Raw genomic sequence first — 17,047 nt, forward strand, 5'->3', positions numbered from 1 at the left:
CCCGGGTGAATCGGCTGTGGTATCCCACTCTCTGCGGCACGGTTTCCCCGCGGCTTCCGCCGGTATCCATCCGGTTTCCGCCGCATTGACGCGAGCACACCGCAGGCGGATGATCGTCGCGTGAGCATCCGCGTGCTCGGTCCGGTCGAGGTCGACGGCGGTCAGGCACTCCGGCCACGCGACCGGAACGTGCTGGCCGCACTGGTCGTGCGAGGCGGCCGGACGGTGTACCCCGCTGACCTCGCGGAGGCGGCATGGGGCGAGAACCCGCCGACGACGTGGAGCAAGCAGGTGCAGATCTGCATCGTCCGCCTGCGAAAGGCCCTCTCTCACGATGCGATCCAGACTTCGCGCGACGGCGGCTATCTCCTGGCCATGGACCGGGTGACGGTCGATGCCGATCGACTCGAGGAGCTCATCGCACGCGGACGTGAGTTCCTCGCGACCGGCGAAGCGGACCGCGCCGCGACCGCACTGGCACGGGCGCTCGCCCTGGTGCGCGGCGAGCCGTATCGTGCGATCGAGCACTGGCCACCGGCCGCGACCGAAGCCGAACGGCTCATCGAAGTCATCCGCTCCGCCGAGGACGACCTGCTCGATGCGCACCTCGCGCTCGGCCAGCACCGGGAAGCCGTCGGCGAGGCCGGCGCCTTGGTCGCGCAGGATCCGCTGCGGGAACGCCGATGGGCAGGGCTCGCGCTCGCGCAGTATCGGTGCGGCCGCCAGGCCGACGCGCTCGAGTCCATCCATCGGGCCCGGATGCTGCTTCGCGAGCAGCTCGGCATCGATCCGGGTCCCGATCTGCTGGGCCTCGAGCAGCGGATCCTCCATCAGGACGCCTCGCTCGACGACATCGCGGAGCCACGCCCGGTCTCGACGTCCTGCCCGTACAAGGGGCTCGCGCCGTTGGGCGTCGGGGACCAGCTCTTCGGCCGCGACGCCGACGTCGCCGAGTTGCTCGAGCGAAGCGGGGCGACGGGACTCCTGGTCATCGCCGGGCCCTCTGGATCCGGGAAGTCGTCGCTCGTCCGGGCTGGGCTCGTGCCCGCGCTCGAGCGCCGGGGCCGCCGGTGCCGCGTGACCGTCCCGGGCCCCACCGGCGCGATCGAGGTGCCGGACGGATCGGATGCGTCGACCGTGCTCATCATCGATCAGTTCGAGCACGCCCTTCTGGGGGATCGACCGCCCGACACGGTGCGGTCGGATCTCTCCGCGCTCGCTCAGCATGCGGCATCCCGAGCGCTCATGATCATCGTCGTGCGCGCGGACCAGCTCGCGGCCCTCGGCATCGAACCGGCGATCGGCCGGCTCGCCGAGGAGAACCTCCACTTCGTCACGGCGCCGATCGGACCGGCGTTGCGCGAGGCGATCGAACGCCCCGCGATCGAGGCCGGCCTACGCGTGGAGCCGGGTCTGGTCGACCTCGTGATGCGCGACACCGAGGACGAGCCCGGGGCACTGCCCATGATGTCGCACGCCCTCGCCGAGACGTGGCAACGCCGCGACGGGAACGTGCTCACCGTGGAGGCGTACCGTGCGTCGGGCGGCATCCGGGGGGCCGTGGCTCGCACGGCCGACCGGGTGTACGAGAGCCTGGCGGAACCGCAGCGTCGCGCCGTCCGTTCGGTGCTGTTGCGTCTCGTCGTCCCCTCGGTCGACGGGCTGCCGATGCGGTCCCGGGTGGCGAGCGGCGCGCTGCAGAAGAACCCGGAATGGGACGAGGTCGTCTCTCGACTCATCGCCGCCCGACTCGTCACGGCCGAGGACGGCGCATTGGAGATCTCCCACGAGGCCCTCGCGCGGGCGTGGCCAAGACTCCGGTCGTGGCTGGACGAGGATGCTGCCGGCCTCCGCCTCCTCCGCCATCTCTCGGCGGCCGCGGAGGGATGGGAGAGCCTCGGGCGGCCCGACAGCGAGCTCTATCGCGGCGCTCGCCTGCAGGCGGCTGAGGAGTATCGGGAGGCCGGTTCGCCCGATCTCACCGCGGCGGAGCGCGACTTCCTCGATGCATCGATGGCTCGTTCGGCATCCGAGCAGGACGCGATGCGCGAGCAGGCCAGGCGCGAAGCGCGGCAGAACCGTCGCCTGCGCATCCTCCTCGCTGCGTCCGCCGCCCTGCTCCTCGTGACGGTGGGTGCGGTCGTCGTCGCCCAGCGACAGGGAGCCGACGCGCGCGACCAGGCGGAGCAGGCCACGATCGAGGCGATCGTGAACCGCTCACTGGCACTCCGCAGCACCGACCGCGACATCGCGGCGCTCCTCGCAGTGGAAGCGCACCGTCGCTGGCCGGATGACCCGCGAGTGACCGGCGCACTCCTGGGCACGTTCACGACGGATGTGGGGATCGTCGGGAACGACTACCTCGACGATGCCAGGTCGCTTCGCGGCGCGATGCTCCCCGGAGGAAGCCTGGCGCTCGTGGCGCGAGACGGGACGCGTCCGGCGATCGTGGACGTCGCAACGGGACGGGTGGTCGCGGCCATCGAGATGCCGGAAGGCCACGGGCCCGTGCACGGCAGCGGGGTGTCGGTCAGCGCGGACGGGAGCCGGGCGGCGGTGCTCGTCGCCGTTCCGCAGGCCGAGTGCGGCGACGACGGCGGGATCACCGAAGGCGGGACCTGCGGCGCGTTCGTGGTGTACGACCTGGAATCCGGCGAGGCGCTGGTCGGGCCGATCGTGACGCCCGACGGTCCCGGAGGTGTTGCGATCTCGCCGGATGGCACGTCGGTCGGCGTCGTAGGAGGCGGGAGTGGCGTCGTCATGCTCTACGACGTCGAGGAGCAACGCCTCGTCGGAGTAGTTCCGGGACTCCCGGTTCCCTCCGCTGGTCCCGGCTGGGCGGCGACCAGTGCGGTGACCTTCGGGCAGGACGGACGCCTGTACGCCGGATCGGCAGCCGGACCCATCCGTGCCTTCCGCGCCGACACGGGGGAGCTGGACGCGACACTGGACGTCCCGACCGGGCACTCGAACCGGCACCTCGCGATCGGGTCCGACGGCGTGCTCGTCGCCGCCGGGACTGCGGGGCTCGTCGCCCTCGACTCCACGTCTGGAACGCCGCGCTGGACGGTCGGCCTCGGGGGCGTCAACCCGGATCCGTGCCCGTGGTTCGCCGCGTCCGTCGCGACCGAGCGCCTCTACTGCGGCAGCCACTACGGAGAGATCGAGGAACGCGACCGTCTCACCGGTCAGCGCACCGGCCGAATCCTCGACACGCAACTCGGCGATGTGGGCGACCTCGCCGTCACGCCTGACGGATCGGAGCTGGTCGTCTTCGGCGCGGAGACCCCGGCCATCACCAGGTGGCGACTCGACGGCAGCGGGCCGGTGACCACCCGCATCGCGGACGGCTACGCGGCGATGGACCGCTTCGGGTACGAAGATGACACGCTGCTGGTGGCCCGACGGCCGGCGGAGGCCACGATCGACGACGACTTCACCGATTACGCGCTGTGGGATGTCGATGAGGATCGGATGCTCGACGACATCCCGCAGGATCTGCAGAACCAACTCCAGGGCATCGGCTGGGTCGGACGCGGCCTGCTCAGCGGGATGGACACGTCGGCTGGTCTCCTCCGCTGGTACGACACCGACGGCCGATCGCTCGTCGACGGCCCTCGCATCGGGGGCGAGTGCGATCACATCTGGCCCTCCGCTGACGGGAGCCGCGCGTACTGCGGCGGCGCCAACGGGCAGGTTCAGGCGATCGATGCCGTCAGCCGGACCCTCGTCGGTCCGACGATGCAGGTGGATGGTCACGTCTGGTCGGTCTCGGCGACCCGCGGAGGCGAGCGGGTGGTGGTGAGCTCGGCGACGGAGAGTGGATCCCGAACGGTCGTCTTCGATGCGGCGGGGCGCGTGCTCGCGGGCCCCGCCCCAGGGGCATTCCTCACCAGCGTCAGCCTGGACGGCACGCTGATGGGCACGTCGGGCGGTGCGATCACGCGCTACGACCTCGACACCCTCGAGCCGCTGGGCGAACTCGCCGGGGCGAGCGGCGAGGTCAACACCCTGCAGTTCAGCGACGACGGCGCACTCCTGCTCGCGACGTCCAACGATCAGACCGCCTCGCTCTACGACGTCGCGACCGGCACGCGCCTGGGCGATCCGATCTCGACGAGCGCGCCCTTCATCTACCCGGCCTTCATGCAACCGGATGGCACGGCACTGGTCGTCACCGATGCGAACGGCATCGTCCGCTGGGACCTCGAGCCCGACCACCTCGCGACCGCCGCCTGCCACGTCGCAGGCCGCGATCTCTCGCCCACGGAATGGTCGACCTACCTCGCCGATCTCGGCGAGTACCGCGAGACATGCGGAGACGCGGTGCACGCCAGGTAGCGCGTGCCGTTGCGGTGGCGCTGGTCACGGAACCCGGCTTTCTTCCACGATCCGGCCGGCGCTCACGCCCCGGTGGTGACCGACCCGTCGTCGTCGAGCGCACCCGGGTAGAGGTCGTCGAGCAGGCCGAGCGCGATATCGCCGAGCACCTCCTCGAGCTCCCGTTGCAGCGCTTCCGACCCCTCGCCGCGTCGCGACCAGAGCACCGCCAGCCGATCCTGGTCGGCCACCACCGCCTCGACGACCATCGGCCTCCAGTGCGGCGGATACTCGCCCTCGTGCCAAGCGCCCCGGCCGCGGCCGTAGTGCGCGACCGCCAGGTAGCGCAGCAGGGCTGAGGTCACCAGCCCGTCGAGGAACGCCGCCTCCCACCGCAGGCTCGACTCGTCGCGGCCGCGCACGACGTTGACACCTTCCGCGACGCCCGCGCCCCCGAGCGCACCGAGGATCGCGCCGACGATCATGCCGGCACCGAACGTGAGCCCGCCGGCGATGAGGTCGGCGCCGAGGCCCGTGAGCGCGCCCGAGATGATGCCACCGACGGCGGCCGTGCGCGTCGTGTCGAGCGGCGCATCGACGTGCATGTCGCCCGCCACCCGCTCGAGCACCTCGTCGGCGGCCCGCCCCTCGAGTCGGTGGATCGCGATGAGCCGCTCCATGCCCTGCCGCAGGTCGGCCTGCAGGCGAGCGGCCATCTGCTCCGCGGCATCCGCTCGCGACTGCGTTCGCGCCGGGCTCGGCAGGCCGAGCGAGCCGCCCACCCGCTTCGCGAGCGGCTCCGTCGGCAGCGTCACCCGATCGGCGGCCGCCCGCGCGATCGGCCCGGCGAGCGCGGCGATGGCGGCGTCGAACTCGTCCATGCGGAGGTCGCGCCAGGCGGCCGACAATCGGGTGAAGGCCGGCCGCGAGGCATCCGGCACCAGCGGTTCGATCGCCGCGAAGAGCGTGAACTCCTGCACCCAGCAGCGGGCGAACGCGTCGAAGGCGAGCACCTCGCGCACGTGGCCGGATGCGGCGAGCGCGGCACGCCAGCGCGCGGCATCCGCTTCTTCAGCGGTCCGCTCGCGCGGCGGACCGGTCTGGTTCAGCAGCACGAGCACGGGCTTGCCGATCCAGTCGAGCACCTCGAGCTCGGGGGCGAGGTAGCCGGCGTCGGCGGGCGCCTCGGCCGCGTTCACGAGGTAGAGCACCACGTCGGCCTGCTCGGCGACGTTGCGCACGGCGAGCTGGCTGAGCCACAGCACGCGGTCCTGGTAGCGGTCCCACACCTGCGACAGGAACCACCCGATGGGGTTCCCGTCCTGCCGCAGCCGGCGCGCGAGCCGCACGCTGTCACCGAAGCCCGGGGTGTCCCACAGCGTGAGCAGGTCGCCGTCGGTCGTCTGCACGAGCGGGAACGGCGTCGCCTCGGCGGTGACGTGCGGGGCGTCGCGCACCTCGCCGACGTCGCGTCCGAGCAGCGTGCGCGCGAGCGTCGTCTTGCCCGCGTTGGTGTGCGAGATGAGCGAGAGCGACACGGCGCCGGCGTCGAGGCCGGGTATCTCGCGCCCGCTCGCCTGCTGATTCAGCCCAGCGGATGCCGCGTGCTCGCTCATGCCCGTCGCCTCGGGTCTTGCGTCGTCGCTTCGCCGTCGTGCGCGGATGCCGCGTCGGCGAGCTGCGCCTCGGCCGCCGCCAGGTCGGGGTCGGCGAGGTCGACGAACACCGGCACGCCGCCGTGTGCCTTGACCAGCTCGCGCCACACGGCGCGACGCTCCTCGCGGCGGGCGTCACCGCCACCCCAGCGAGCCACGAACGCGGACTCATCGACGAGCACGACGGTGGGTCCAGATGCCGCACCGCCGCCGCCGGTCGCGGCGCCGAGCTGCCTGAGGAACGCGCCGTGCGCATCGGCTTCGGGCGTGGCCGTGAGGCTGAACAGCGGCAGGCGGATCTCGGGCCCGCCCGCGAACCCCGTGCCCGCGGCAGCCGTCACCGGACCCACCCATTCGTCGTCGCCCCACCCGACGGGTTCGTCGACGGCCGGGGCGGCGTTGCCGTAGGCCCGCGCGAGGATCGCCTCGAGCCCCGCCCGCGCCTCGGACGTGAGGGTGTAGCTGTACGGGATGACGCGCACTCGCGCGGGCTCGCCCACCCACGCGGCGACGAGCCGGCGGTAGTACGGCTCATCGAGCGGCAGCGCGACGTTCTTGGCGCGACGCCGCTCGACCAGCCCCGCGACGATGGCGAGCACCAGCCGCGGGATGATGACGACGACCGCGACCGTGCCGGCCATGAGGTGCATCCACATCGCGGCGTTCTCGCTCGCGGGCGCGCGGATCGCCTCGATCGCGGCGACGTCGGGCACCGGGATGCCGGTGAGCCAGGAGCCCGGCGCGAGTGTCACGGAGAGGAGCGCGTGCACCTGCTCGGCGCCGAGGAACGTGCTCTCCCACGACGCGCGGTACTCGAACGCAAGCCCGCGCGTGTACAGGCCGGCGAGCACGCCGAGCGCGGTCGCGGCCGCCGCGAGGTGCAGCGCCCGCGCGGCGCGCGCGCCGTACAGCGGTGCGGCGACGCGCGCCCACTCGCGGGGCAGCGCGGCGAGCACGGTGCGGCGGGCGGCGGTCCCGGCATCCGCTCGGCTGCTGTCGCCGAGGCCGCCGCGCACCGACGCGATGCGGATCACGAGCGCTCGCAGCGGGCCGACCGCCCCGCCGCGGAGCACCAGCGGACGCACGAGCAGCCAGACGTACACGACCAGGTTCCACGCGACGAGCGCGAACACGGGCGGGGCGAGCAGGTTGATGCTCGACCCGCCACCGACCCGGTCGATGAGCACGCCGAACGCGAACGCGGCGACCACCGTCACGACGCCCACCCACGGCCGCCACCGGATGCCGCGCACCGTGCGCGTCACGGCGGGCTGGCGCGTGCCGATGCGCTCGAGCACGAGCTGCGCGCGCCGCCCGAGGAACACCTCGGCGCTCGCCCGCTCCCCCACGATGGCCGCCGCCGCCCGACTCGCCCACTCGCGGTCGGCATCCGTCCACAGCACGCGATCGCGGTCGGCCGTCTCGACGGCGCGCGCCGCGGTCGTGTCGAGGGCGGCGGACTCGTCCATATCGCGGAGTCTATTCCGGGGTAGCCACATTGCGGTGTGATGGCTGCCCGCGATCAGCCATGTACAGACTGCCGAGTTGATGCGCAGCTGAAGTTGAGGATCCGAGTTAACGCAACGAGCTACTGGCGGCTAAGCGCAGCGAGACTCACGGAATGCGACGCGCCTATGCTGAGCGGCGTGACAGACGATCGGCACAACGAGCAACGGTTTGAGTTCGGGTTGGTTCCCGACTCGCCCGAGACGCGTCTCTTCGTCGAGCTGAGCCACTTCGCAGGGGGAGATCTCTCACCCGCGGCGACCGCTCTAGGGCTCGCGACCGAGTTCTATGAACGCGAGGAGGCAGACACCGCTGGATTCCTTGTCGACTCGGCTGTTGTCGCCTACTGCCGGGCATTCGTCACCTCATCGGTGCGCGGAACTCGATCGCTGGAGAGCCACATCGCCACCCCTGCAGAGTTCACCGCACTCCACCAGACCATTCGTACGTACCGCAACACCACAGTCGCTCACTCGCAAAGTGAGCTCTCCATGACGTGGCCCCTCGTCGTCATCGACCGGAGTCAGGGCGGAAAGCCAACCGTGTGGGGGCCGACATTGGGCCAGCCGCTTCCGTGGACCATCGTCGAGGACTTCCGGCGCCTCGTCGATAGACTGCTCGATCTGCTCCACGAGATGATCGAGGATCTTCGGGTGCGGCTGGAGGCTGACATCCGATTGATGAGTGGCCGCACTCAGATTCCTGCCGAAGCACCATTCGTGGCGGCGTTGGATCGCGACTTCACCGCCCGAACGCAGCGGCAGCCCTACCCACTCCGGCAGACTCTCTACTGGTCGCGTACGGAGGCTCGGGTCGAGCCTGACAAGGGCGCATAGAGCGCCATTGGACCGCGTCCACCCTCGTTACCCGGCGAAATGCATCACGGCTCCACCACATCCGACCGACACAGCCACTTCCAGCCCAGAGGCGAGCGCGGCGTCGCGCTTTGTCCGTCGTGCTCAGCCCTAACTGGAGATTGGGAGAAGGGAACCGCCACTCAGCAGCGGGTCGGTACGCCGCTCGCTTTCGGGGAGGTCCATTGCTGCGGCAAGAAGGTTGCCGAGCCGGGAAGCGTCCTCCAACCCTTGGCCGTTTCCCGCCCAGTCGTCGAAGGTGAGCCTGATGTTCTCCTCCATGGTGATGATGTCCAAGACGGGCCCTCGCTTGTCTCGCTCGCGGAACCGCACGTAGCGTACGTCCGAGAGCGGGAACTCGCGCTCGATAGCGCCCTGTTTGCGCACTGCGTTCTGTGCCGAGATGAAGAAGCGTTCCGGCGTCACTCCGAGGTAGGCGTTCTCGCCGACGAGGCGGTCGATATTGACGTCGGCGATGGCCAGTAGCGGTTCCTCGTCGCGCATGGCCCAGCGAAGGATCCGCAGGACCTCCTCGGGCACAGCCTCGCTGAACACCGCGAGAGGCGGGTCAAGGGGAACAGGTCTCGTGTACGCGACATTGCGAAGCTCTGCAACCCGTTCGGCCAACGCCGCAGCCATGGCAACGGCGTCCCGGATGCTCCGACGTTTGGTGGTGAACGGCAGACTGCGCTCGCCCGGCAACTCAGCGATCAGACGACACTGACGTTCAAGACCAGCGAGAAGGTCGGCCACGTCCGTCATGGCTCGTGTGTGCTCTCGCTCAGTCTCGGCAACCACTTCAGCCAGAAGTCGTTCATTCTCGACGGCACTCGCCTCATCGCGGCTGATGTGTCCGGCACGCAAGACCTGCGCTCGGTACCAGGACCACTCCGCCATGAGCATGCCGTGCGAGTCGGCGAGGATCTGTTCGATGTTCTTCTGTATGTGGGCTCGTCGTGTCGCGCTGTCAGTATCGAGCGCCTTGATGTGGCCGCGCACCAACGACATGAAGAGATGCCGCTGCTTGCGAAGGTCTGCGTCCTTGGTCGCGATTGAGGCGAAGACGTGGTCGTTCACGGCGCCCGCCGCTTCGGCTTCACGCACAGCGCGCATCGTCGTCTCGTGAAGGCCGAGCAGCGTCGCCCACTGGTCCTCGTGCAGAGCACGGAGTACATCGCGAGTGAGTTCGATGTTCTCGTCCAGACGACGTGAGATCGATGCCAACTGCACCTGAATCGCGAGGAGGGCGGCGGCCGGTCCGATTGCAGCGAGGATTCCTACGCTCTGCGCGCCTGTCGCCGGTGCCCAGCGCACCGAGTGGGCGATCTTCCCGTCGCTCGTGACGAGCGAACCGAGGTTCCAGCCACCCGAGGTCATCGGTTGCGCCGTATTGAGCGCCTCCAAGGTCTCGGGCGCCAAACGCACCAGCCCTTGCACGTCCATCGCATTCTGTATGCCTTGCGCCGCCAAATTGCCGAGGCCCGACGCCATTGCCAGCTTGTCGGCTAAGCGCTGGGTGGTCTGAGCGCTCAGCATCTCGAAGGGGATCAATTTGAGGTCGTCGGGTGCGTGGTCTGCGAAGAGCACGGCCACCCCCAGCTCGATCTCAACCAAGCTGACCATCGGCTCATCGATCGGTGCGACTGCTGCTTCGCTGGGTCCTGATTCTGACAATGACACGAATACTCTTCCTCGCTCGGCTCGAGCAATCTACGGGAAGGAGACTCATGCGGTTTGCGATGGTCTCGCGTGCGAACTGACCGTCGCCTAGTCAGTCTTCTCATACCTGATTGACGACGAGATCCTGCGCGCCTATCGCAACCCGCGCGGGCATCGGCATTCTGCGACGGCTTCACGATGATCATAGGAGCAGACCGACCCGCCCTTGGCGAGCGGGACCATCCCGGCGCCGCGCCCGCCGATCGCGGTGCCGGGCATGCCGCTCATCCAGCTGCACGATCCGCCGTCGCAGCACGGTGAGCAACGCCACCACGTGCCGGCGTCGGTGCGGCTCCAGCGCGCCACCCGCATCGAGCGCGCCGGCCCGGTCGGCGATGGAGCGCAAGCGGATCACGGTGTCGCGCCGCCACGCCTGGTAGGCGTCGTCGGGGCGGGCTGCGAGCCGATCGAACCGGTCGTCGATGATCGCGAGGCGCAGCTCGAGTGCCTGTACGTCGGCGAAGAACTGCAGGCGGTCGATGTGATCGACCGGTATGCCGTCGGCGCGAAGCTGCGCGTCCAGGCGTGCGGTGAGGGGTGAGTCCGAGCCCATGTCGGTGCTCCTTGCTGACTCCAGCCGTAGCCGAAGATTCCGACGCTAGTGCGCGCCACCGACATCCACTCGCTACGGCAGCAGAGGTGCCTTACACCCGCTAGCGCGGATGCTGCAAAATCCGCCGCAAGAGAATGCACCACCATCAGCATCTTCCGCGAACCAGGCGCAATTGCGCTCCCATGCAAATAGCGCCAGAGACCACCCGAGGCACCGTCAAGTGGGACGCTGCGGCAAGGTCGCGCTCAACTGCCGACCCAAAGGGGCCGCGCTCGATTGGCCCCACCCACCCACGGGAACGAGGCGCAATAGGCGATTCCAAGCATGCATCGCAGCAGGCGTGGAATCGCCCGCACCGCTCTCAAGCCGGTAGGAGGCCGCGGGTGCGGGGCCTGAGAAGGGGTCAGACACACAGCACTACTGGGACACAATGAGGGGTGCACATCTCTCACGAAAACCGGCAGATGCAGCATGCCCCGCATGCGGGATTCGTCGGGTCGCGAGGTGGGGTCAACCGCGTCGATCGCCCGGGAGCCGCTCGCAAGCTCGTCTATCTTTGGTGACATGCGGAACGATGCCGACCTGGTTAGCCTGCTCACCCCGTCCACGGAGACGAGTCCGGAGGACCGGCTCTACGAACTTGCCAACACAATCTCGAACATCGTCAGTAGCTATGACGATCCTTACGACGCGTTCGCGGAATTGCTGCAGAACGCACTCGACGCAGTTGCCGAACGCTCGACCCGCGGAGAGAAGGACTATGTCCCAAGGGTTCAGGTGAGTGTCGACAGGAGTAACCGAACCCTCTCGGTCGAGGACAATGGCACTGGGATCGCGTGGCAGGATCACCAAGCGGCAGTGCGTCCCAATTACTCGCTCAAGAGGCGCCTCGGCCAGAGCACCTCGCGCGGCGAGAAGGGAGCCGCGCTGACGTTCTTGCAATTCGGCGGTGCTGAGTTCAGCCTTTCGAGTCGTTCCGGAGGAGAACAAGGCTGGTCCTACACGCTCAGCGACGGGCGCGACTGGTTCGAAGAGACGGTCAAACTCCTCGAGGACGGGCGCGTGTTCGACGATAAATTGGGAGAGTTCCCCGTTTCAAGCTTTTCTCTTGGGCCTCTGGATGAGAAGGACACTCTCACTCAAGGCACCAGAGCCTCGGTTAAGTTCATCGACGACCGGCTTACGGACCTGTTGGGGGAAGACTACAAAGTGGCCTTCTCGCGCCTCGAGTACTTACTCCGCACTCGTACCGGGCTGGGGTTCATGGTCCCCGATGACGACCGCGACCGTCTCGAAGAATGGCAGAAGAGTCTCGTCGTCTCGATCACGCTCGACGCCGACGACGATGCGCTCACCCCTGGGTTCCTATATCCACACGAGCTCGCCAAGCGCAGCGGATCGCGAAAGGCCTCGATGCTGACCTCTCCGACCGCGAATAGCGAATTGATGTACGACCACTTCGATAAGGCATGGCTCAAGCGCTACGTGCCCAAGGTAGTTGGGAACCCGAAGCACGCAGAGGTCATCGATCGCTTCGATGTGACCGGCTACGTCGCGTACGCCTTCAAGAATGACTGGTACGAAGAAGTCACTCAACAGCATCTTTCGCTTCCCGAGGATGCCGGCGACAGTTCGCTCTCAGAGACACTCATCCAAGTCAATGGCGGGTTCCTCGTTGCGGTCAAAGATTTCCCCACCGGTCGCCGCAAGGCGTTTCTCCACCGTTCTGGTGCAGAGCACAAGAGCCGCACGTTTGTCTGCGTGAACCTCGCTGGCGACTATAAGCCAGACTACGGCCGGAAGAATCTGGCGTCTGACGCACATGCCTTCGTCCTAGATCTCTGTAAGGAGTTAATCGCCTTCGCTTCCGGAAAGAAGTCCAACCTCTACCGCGGAACAGCGCAGTCCACCCATTCGGCGAAGAACGCCGCCGACGCACTTGAATCTCTCAAGGAAGACGCGGTGCGCTTAACCAAGAGAGGAGTGCTGCTCGTGTCCGGCGAGCCAGACCTCCGGCGCGCGCCCGCGACCGAAACGGAGGTCGTGGCGGAGTTCCTGCGACTGGTCGCGATTGACTCTTTGCCAGGATTCCATGTCTACGGACTCCTCGCCCGTGGAATGTTGGACGGCTACTTTGACTACACGTTGATCGACAAGGCCCATGCCTTCGATGAGTTGGACCGGCCACTCGGCGTCGCCTTCGCGGACGGCCAACCCATGAAGTACCGGGGCCAATGGATGGAGTTCAAGATCACATCGGACGGGCTGACGGACGATTTTGATCGGGACCCGGGCCAACCTGGCAAGAAGTACTTCGGTCAAGTGGACCTGCTGGTCTGCGAGTCGGTCGACAGCGCGACCGACAACTACGACATCCTCGAGGTCACTTCAGATAACTACGAGGAGCGAAAGTACTACGGGGTCACACACATTCTCCGCAGCGCAACCAACAACGACCATGCAGTGCAGGTCATCTGCCTTCGGTCACTCCGTGCCACAATCGCCGCCCAAGTTGGTGGGTCACCACTGACGCCCGTCGAGCCGGTCGAAGGCGAGTAGCGAGGGACGCTTTGGCAGGGGCATTCGTTTCGGGCTGGAGGCGAAGTGAAGTGAACCCTTACTCGATCAAGCCGCCAGTCGGAGTCGGCTCTCGATTCGCCATACGCTCGTTTCGTGCTCTACGCAGGGCCCGAACGCCAACATAGATTGCGAGCGGCACGATCGTCGCCCATAGGATCTTGCCGACCATCTGGCCCACGATGCTCTCGAACGTCAGCGGGAATCCCGCGATCCAAAGGAAGAGCACCGTGTCTACCGGCGCGGAGACGCAGTTCGAGATGAGCGCAGCCCGAACGAAACCGCGCGGGCGAGCCCAAAGGAACACGAGCATGTCTGCGACTTCAGCGACGAGGAAGGCAACCGCAGAGGCCAACGCGAGCGCGGGCGTCGCGAGGAACCACGAAAGCGCCAAACCGACTGCCATTCCGAGGAGCACACCGCGGACGCCGAGGTAGGTGTGGACGAAGTCGCGCGATAGGAGCGCGAATCCGGCCGCATACGTTCCCGCCGAGACTACAAGCCCGAACCCCACCGGAACCAGACCAAAGTTCGCGGAGAGGATATTCGCGGCAACGATGGCTCCAATGTAGACGGCGAGCGCGATCGCTCCACGGAACACATTGCGACGGTCATAGACCTTGGCGTTCAAAACTGCTCCTGCTAGTTGGTCCTGGCGACCATGACAGTGATGCGACTGCATCATGGCTGTGAATGCTCTCGAAGTTGCGAACGTGGATCGAGTGCCGAAGACCGCGGGCGCGGCATGTTGAGGAGAGATCTCGAACCATATCCTCAACGAAGGCGGGGCGGTCGTACGCCTCCATCGTGATCCAACGCTCGTCCGGGCGTTTGATCACGGGGTAAATGGGGCACGAGCCAACTTGACGCGCGAGCGAGAACATCTCGCTCAGAGTGAGCGGATACAGGTCATCGGCGTCGCCCGTTACCGACAGCGTCACGGCACTTCGCTGATTGTGTGCGCCGTACTCACTAATCGCTTTGCTGCAAGGGCAAAGACTCGTGACGTGCGTTGTCAAGGTCGTCGTCATCGTCGCTGACTCTGCCGAGCCTTCAATGGAGAATCGGACATCGGCGGCCTGCCAGGCCGCCACATCCGAGACAGGCGCTCGAACCTCGAACGAAACTGCAAGATCGAACGAGATACGAGCTTCCGTTGCGTCGAGGCGATCGGCTGCGGTCGCGATCAACGCGTGGGCGCGCCGAGGATCGAACTCACGCAGCTGGACGGCGAGCGTCTCGACCATGCGACTCATGTGTGTACCGCGCCGGTCTGGCGCTAAGGGGACGACGAAGTCCGCAGAGCCCACGCCGGCGGCATCCACTTCGCCATCAATGATGCGGATGGGAGTGCGTACACCCGCGACTCCTACCGCATCCAGTTCAATCCCGCGTCGGTCAACTTCGTCCTGGATGTCGGGCAGCGCATGGGCCAACTCGGGGAGCATCATTGGCCTCCGTTCGATTCACCGCGATACGTACACCGTGAACGCGGGGTTTCGCTCACAACGATCGCGTGGAGGAGTGGGAGTGCGACGCTGAGCCTGTCCCACATCCAACGCGCGAGGTGCTCGCTGGTCGGATTCTCGAGGCCTTCGATGTCGTTCAAGAGGCGATGATCGAGCTGTGCAGAGATCGGTGCAAACGCAGTTGAGAGGTCACCGAAGTCCTGGACGAAGCCGCTCTCGTCATCAACGGCGCCGCGCACATGGACCTCGACCGTGTAGGAGTGCCCGTGCATGCGACCGCACTTGTGCCCGGCGGGGACATTCGGGAGAAAGTGGGCGGACTCGAACGAGAACTCGCGGGAAAGTTCGGCGTAGAAGGTCATGCGATTCCCAAGTATTTGTGTGTCTGGAGGCTGAGCTGCCACGTCGGGTGGTTCAGGCAGTATTCGACTGCGAGCGCGGTGTTTACGCTGATGTCGGGGCCGTCCATGGGCTGAACTCGATAAGTTCCGAAGTCGAGATGCTCGAAGCTCGACGGATCCACGCCCTTTTGTGGATAGACGAACTTGAGTTCGTCCCCACGCGTAACCACGAGATCGGCCCCGATTTTCGGACTAACGCAAAGCCAGTCGACACCCGCCGGAGGGATCCGCGTGCCGTTCGTCTCAACGGCTACGTAGAAACCCCGTCGGTGGAGCGCCTCGATGGCTGGCTCGTCAAGTTGAAGCAGCGGCTCGCCGCCTGTGCAGACGACCATCCGATTGGATGCCCAACCGACCGGCCACGCGGCTTCAACCGCGTCAGCAAGCTCATCGGCCGTGGCGAACTTGCCTCCACCCGGACCATCCGTTCCGACAAAGTCCGTGTCGCAGAACTGGCAGATAGCGCGAGGGCGGTCGCGCTCACGCCCGGTCCAGAGGTTGCAGAGGCTGAACCGGCAGAAGACTGCTGGACGACCGGCGTGCGTTCCCTCCCCCTGGAGGGTGTAGAAGATCTCCTTGACCTTGTACGACATCAGGCAGCTTGATAGGAAACGGGGTCGGCGAACCCAGCCTCCTGAAATCCACGGATCCGCAGCAGACACGAGTCGCAGTGTCCGCACGAACGGCCCTCGTCATCGGGGTCATAGCATGACAGCGTCAGCGAGTAGTCGACTCCGAGCTCTGTGCCGGTCTGGACGATGTCGGCCTTCGTCATTGAGATCAGCGGAGTGTGGATCTTCAGTCGTGCACCCTCGACGCCGGCGCGCGTGGCAAGGTTCGCCATCGTCTCGTACGCTTCGATGTACTCGGGCCGGCAGTCGGGGTAGCCCGAGTAGTCGAGCGCGTTGACACCGATGAACACATCAGTTGCTCCGACCACTTCGGCGAACGCAAGAGCGAAAGAGAGGAAGATGGTGTTCCGAGCGGGGACGTAGGTGACTGGAATTTCCTCCGCGGAGAGGTCTCCAGCATTTTCGTGCTTGGGAACCTCTGTCTCCGACGTGAGTGCCGAACCACCAAAAGTCCTCAGGTCGATGTCACAGACGACGTGCTGTGCAACACCCTGAGCCTTCGCCACACGCTTCGCTGCTTCAAGTTCCACGACGTGACGCTGGCCGTAACGGAAGCTCAGCGCATACGGCTCGTAACCCTGGTTCTTAGCCAGTGCGAGAACGGTGGTTGAATCGAGGCCTCCACTGAGGAGAACAATTGCCTTGCGCTTGGACACGTGAGCCTCCGCTCTTTCTGACGTTTGCACGCACCGCAATGATAGATCGAAACTGTCGCGTACAGTAGCATCGAATCACGCGCAGTTAGGTGGTGTTACTGTTGGAGAAACTCACGATCGTCGTGACCTGCACCGACCGTAAGTCACTTGTAGTTCCCGAGCAGCGGATGCTCCGCTCGCTGCCTAACTCAGTTTCCAAAGCGCCCGTGTGGACCCAGCGGATCGAGTCCGCTGATACGGTCACCCTCCTGAGGAACCTCTACCAAGGCGACGCCTGGGCTCAACTTCCGCGCCTCGAGGACGCCTCACGCGCCATCGGATTCGAGCCAACGACATACGTTGCGTCGGCTGGACTGGGGTTGCGCCCGGTTTCAACCCCAGGACCAGCCTACGGCGCAACATTCACTCCGAATTCGCCGGACTCCGTGCCAGGTTCCGCAATACAGCAACGAGCGTGGTGGGACCACTTGAATAGATGGAACGGATCCGGGGGGCATCTTCCCGACGGCATTCCAACGCTCTTCGTCTTGTCTCGTCGCTATGCCGACGTGTTGGCGCCGCTCGTCGCGAAGACCGCCGTCGCCAGCCCGGTACTCGTCATCGGGGGGTCGGAGGCAATCGCACCCTCGCTGCGATTGCCAGCCGACGCCAAACTCCGTTCCGCACTAGGGGGCACACTCGGTGCGCTCAACATGCGTACGGCTG

Annotated in this window: 12 protein-coding genes; 4 read left to right on the forward strand and 8 right to left on the reverse strand. The window is 66.7% G+C overall.

Translation table 11 applies throughout. The annotated features are described in order from the left end of the window. Positions 1–120: 120 nt before the first annotated feature. Positions 121–4,341, forward strand: a complete 4,221-nt coding sequence (locus tag EV187_RS14445) for an nSTAND1 domain-containing NTPase (RefSeq protein ID WP_130353744.1) — start codon at positions 121–123, stop codon at positions 4,339–4,341. Positions 4,342–4,403: 62 nt separating this feature from the next. Here the strand turns inward: EV187_RS14445 and EV187_RS14450 are convergent, their stop codons facing one another. Both EV187_RS14450 and EV187_RS14455 read right to left on the reverse strand, forming a co-directional pair. Next, positions 4,404–5,936 carry a DUF3482 domain-containing protein gene (locus EV187_RS14450; protein WP_130353745.1) on the reverse strand — a complete coding sequence of 511 codons (1,533 nt, stop codon included), beginning with the start codon at positions 5,934–5,936 and terminating at the stop codon, positions 4,404–4,406. After that, positions 5,933–7,444: a DUF2868 domain-containing protein gene (locus EV187_RS14455; protein ID WP_130353746.1), complete on the reverse strand. Its 1,512-nt coding sequence runs from the start codon at positions 7,442–7,444 to the stop codon at positions 5,933–5,935. Before EV187_RS14455 ends, EV187_RS14450 begins: the two co-directional genes overlap by 4 nt. A gap of 177 nt (positions 7,445–7,621) precedes the next feature. Between EV187_RS14455 and EV187_RS18415 the strand changes: the two genes are divergently transcribed. Next, positions 7,622–8,317: a hypothetical protein gene (locus tag EV187_RS18415; RefSeq protein ID WP_165391210.1), complete on the forward strand. Its 696-nt coding sequence runs from the start codon at positions 7,622–7,624 to the stop codon at positions 8,315–8,317. A gap of 129 nt (positions 8,318–8,446) precedes the next feature. Here the strand turns inward: EV187_RS18415 and EV187_RS14465 are convergent, their stop codons facing one another. Continuing rightward, positions 8,447–10,015 carry a hypothetical protein gene (locus tag EV187_RS14465; RefSeq protein WP_130353747.1) on the reverse strand — a complete coding sequence of 523 codons (1,569 nt, stop codon included), beginning with the start codon at positions 10,013–10,015 and terminating at the stop codon, positions 8,447–8,449. Positions 10,016–10,271: 256 nt separating this feature from the next. On the opposite strand from EV187_RS14465, the gene EV187_RS14470 reads away from it, so the two are divergent. Then, the gene (locus tag EV187_RS14470) at positions 10,272–10,595 is read left to right on the forward strand and encodes a hypothetical protein (RefSeq protein WP_130353748.1); all 324 of its coding nucleotides are present in this window, start codon (positions 10,272–10,274) and stop codon (positions 10,593–10,595) included. A gap of 492 nt (positions 10,596–11,087) precedes the next feature. Then, positions 11,088–13,166 carry an ATP-binding protein gene (locus EV187_RS14475; RefSeq protein WP_165391211.1) on the forward strand — a complete coding sequence of 693 codons (2,079 nt, stop codon included), beginning with the start codon at positions 11,088–11,090 and terminating at the stop codon, positions 13,164–13,166. 58 nt (positions 13,167–13,224) lie between these two features. On the opposite strand, the gene EV187_RS14480 is transcribed toward EV187_RS14475, so the two are convergent. The 5 genes from EV187_RS14480 to queC are packed head-to-tail and all read right to left on the reverse strand — an operon-like array spanning position 13,225 to position 16,342. After that, complete coding sequence (locus EV187_RS14480) at positions 13,225–13,815, reverse strand: VUT family protein (RefSeq protein WP_207221849.1); 591 nt, start codon at positions 13,813–13,815, stop codon at positions 13,225–13,227. Then, entirely contained in the window at positions 13,796–14,635 is an 840-nt protein-coding gene (gene folE2, locus EV187_RS14485; RefSeq protein WP_207221850.1) for a GTP cyclohydrolase FolE2, read from the reverse strand. The genes EV187_RS14480 and folE2 overlap by 20 nt, the downstream gene beginning before the upstream one ends. Continuing rightward, complete coding sequence (queD, locus tag EV187_RS14490) at positions 14,632–15,015, reverse strand: 6-carboxytetrahydropterin synthase QueD (protein ID WP_130353750.1); 384 nt, start codon at positions 15,013–15,015, stop codon at positions 14,632–14,634. Before queD ends, folE2 begins: the two co-directional genes overlap by 4 nt. Further along, a complete protein-coding gene (gene queE / locus EV187_RS14495; protein WP_130353751.1) occupies positions 15,012–15,647 on the reverse strand; it encodes a 7-carboxy-7-deazaguanine synthase in 636 nt (211 codons plus the stop codon). Before queE ends, queD begins: the two co-directional genes overlap by 4 nt. After that, positions 15,647–16,342, reverse strand: a complete 696-nt coding sequence (gene queC, locus EV187_RS14500) for a 7-cyano-7-deazaguanine synthase QueC (RefSeq protein WP_130353752.1) — start codon at positions 16,340–16,342, stop codon at positions 15,647–15,649. Before queC ends, queE begins: the two co-directional genes overlap by 1 nt. Between the last annotated feature and the right edge of the window lie 705 nt (positions 16,343–17,047).

It is taken from the genome of Agromyces ramosus (assembly GCF_004216665.1).
GTDB lineage: Bacteria > Actinomycetota > Actinomycetes > Actinomycetales > Microbacteriaceae > Agromyces > Agromyces ramosus.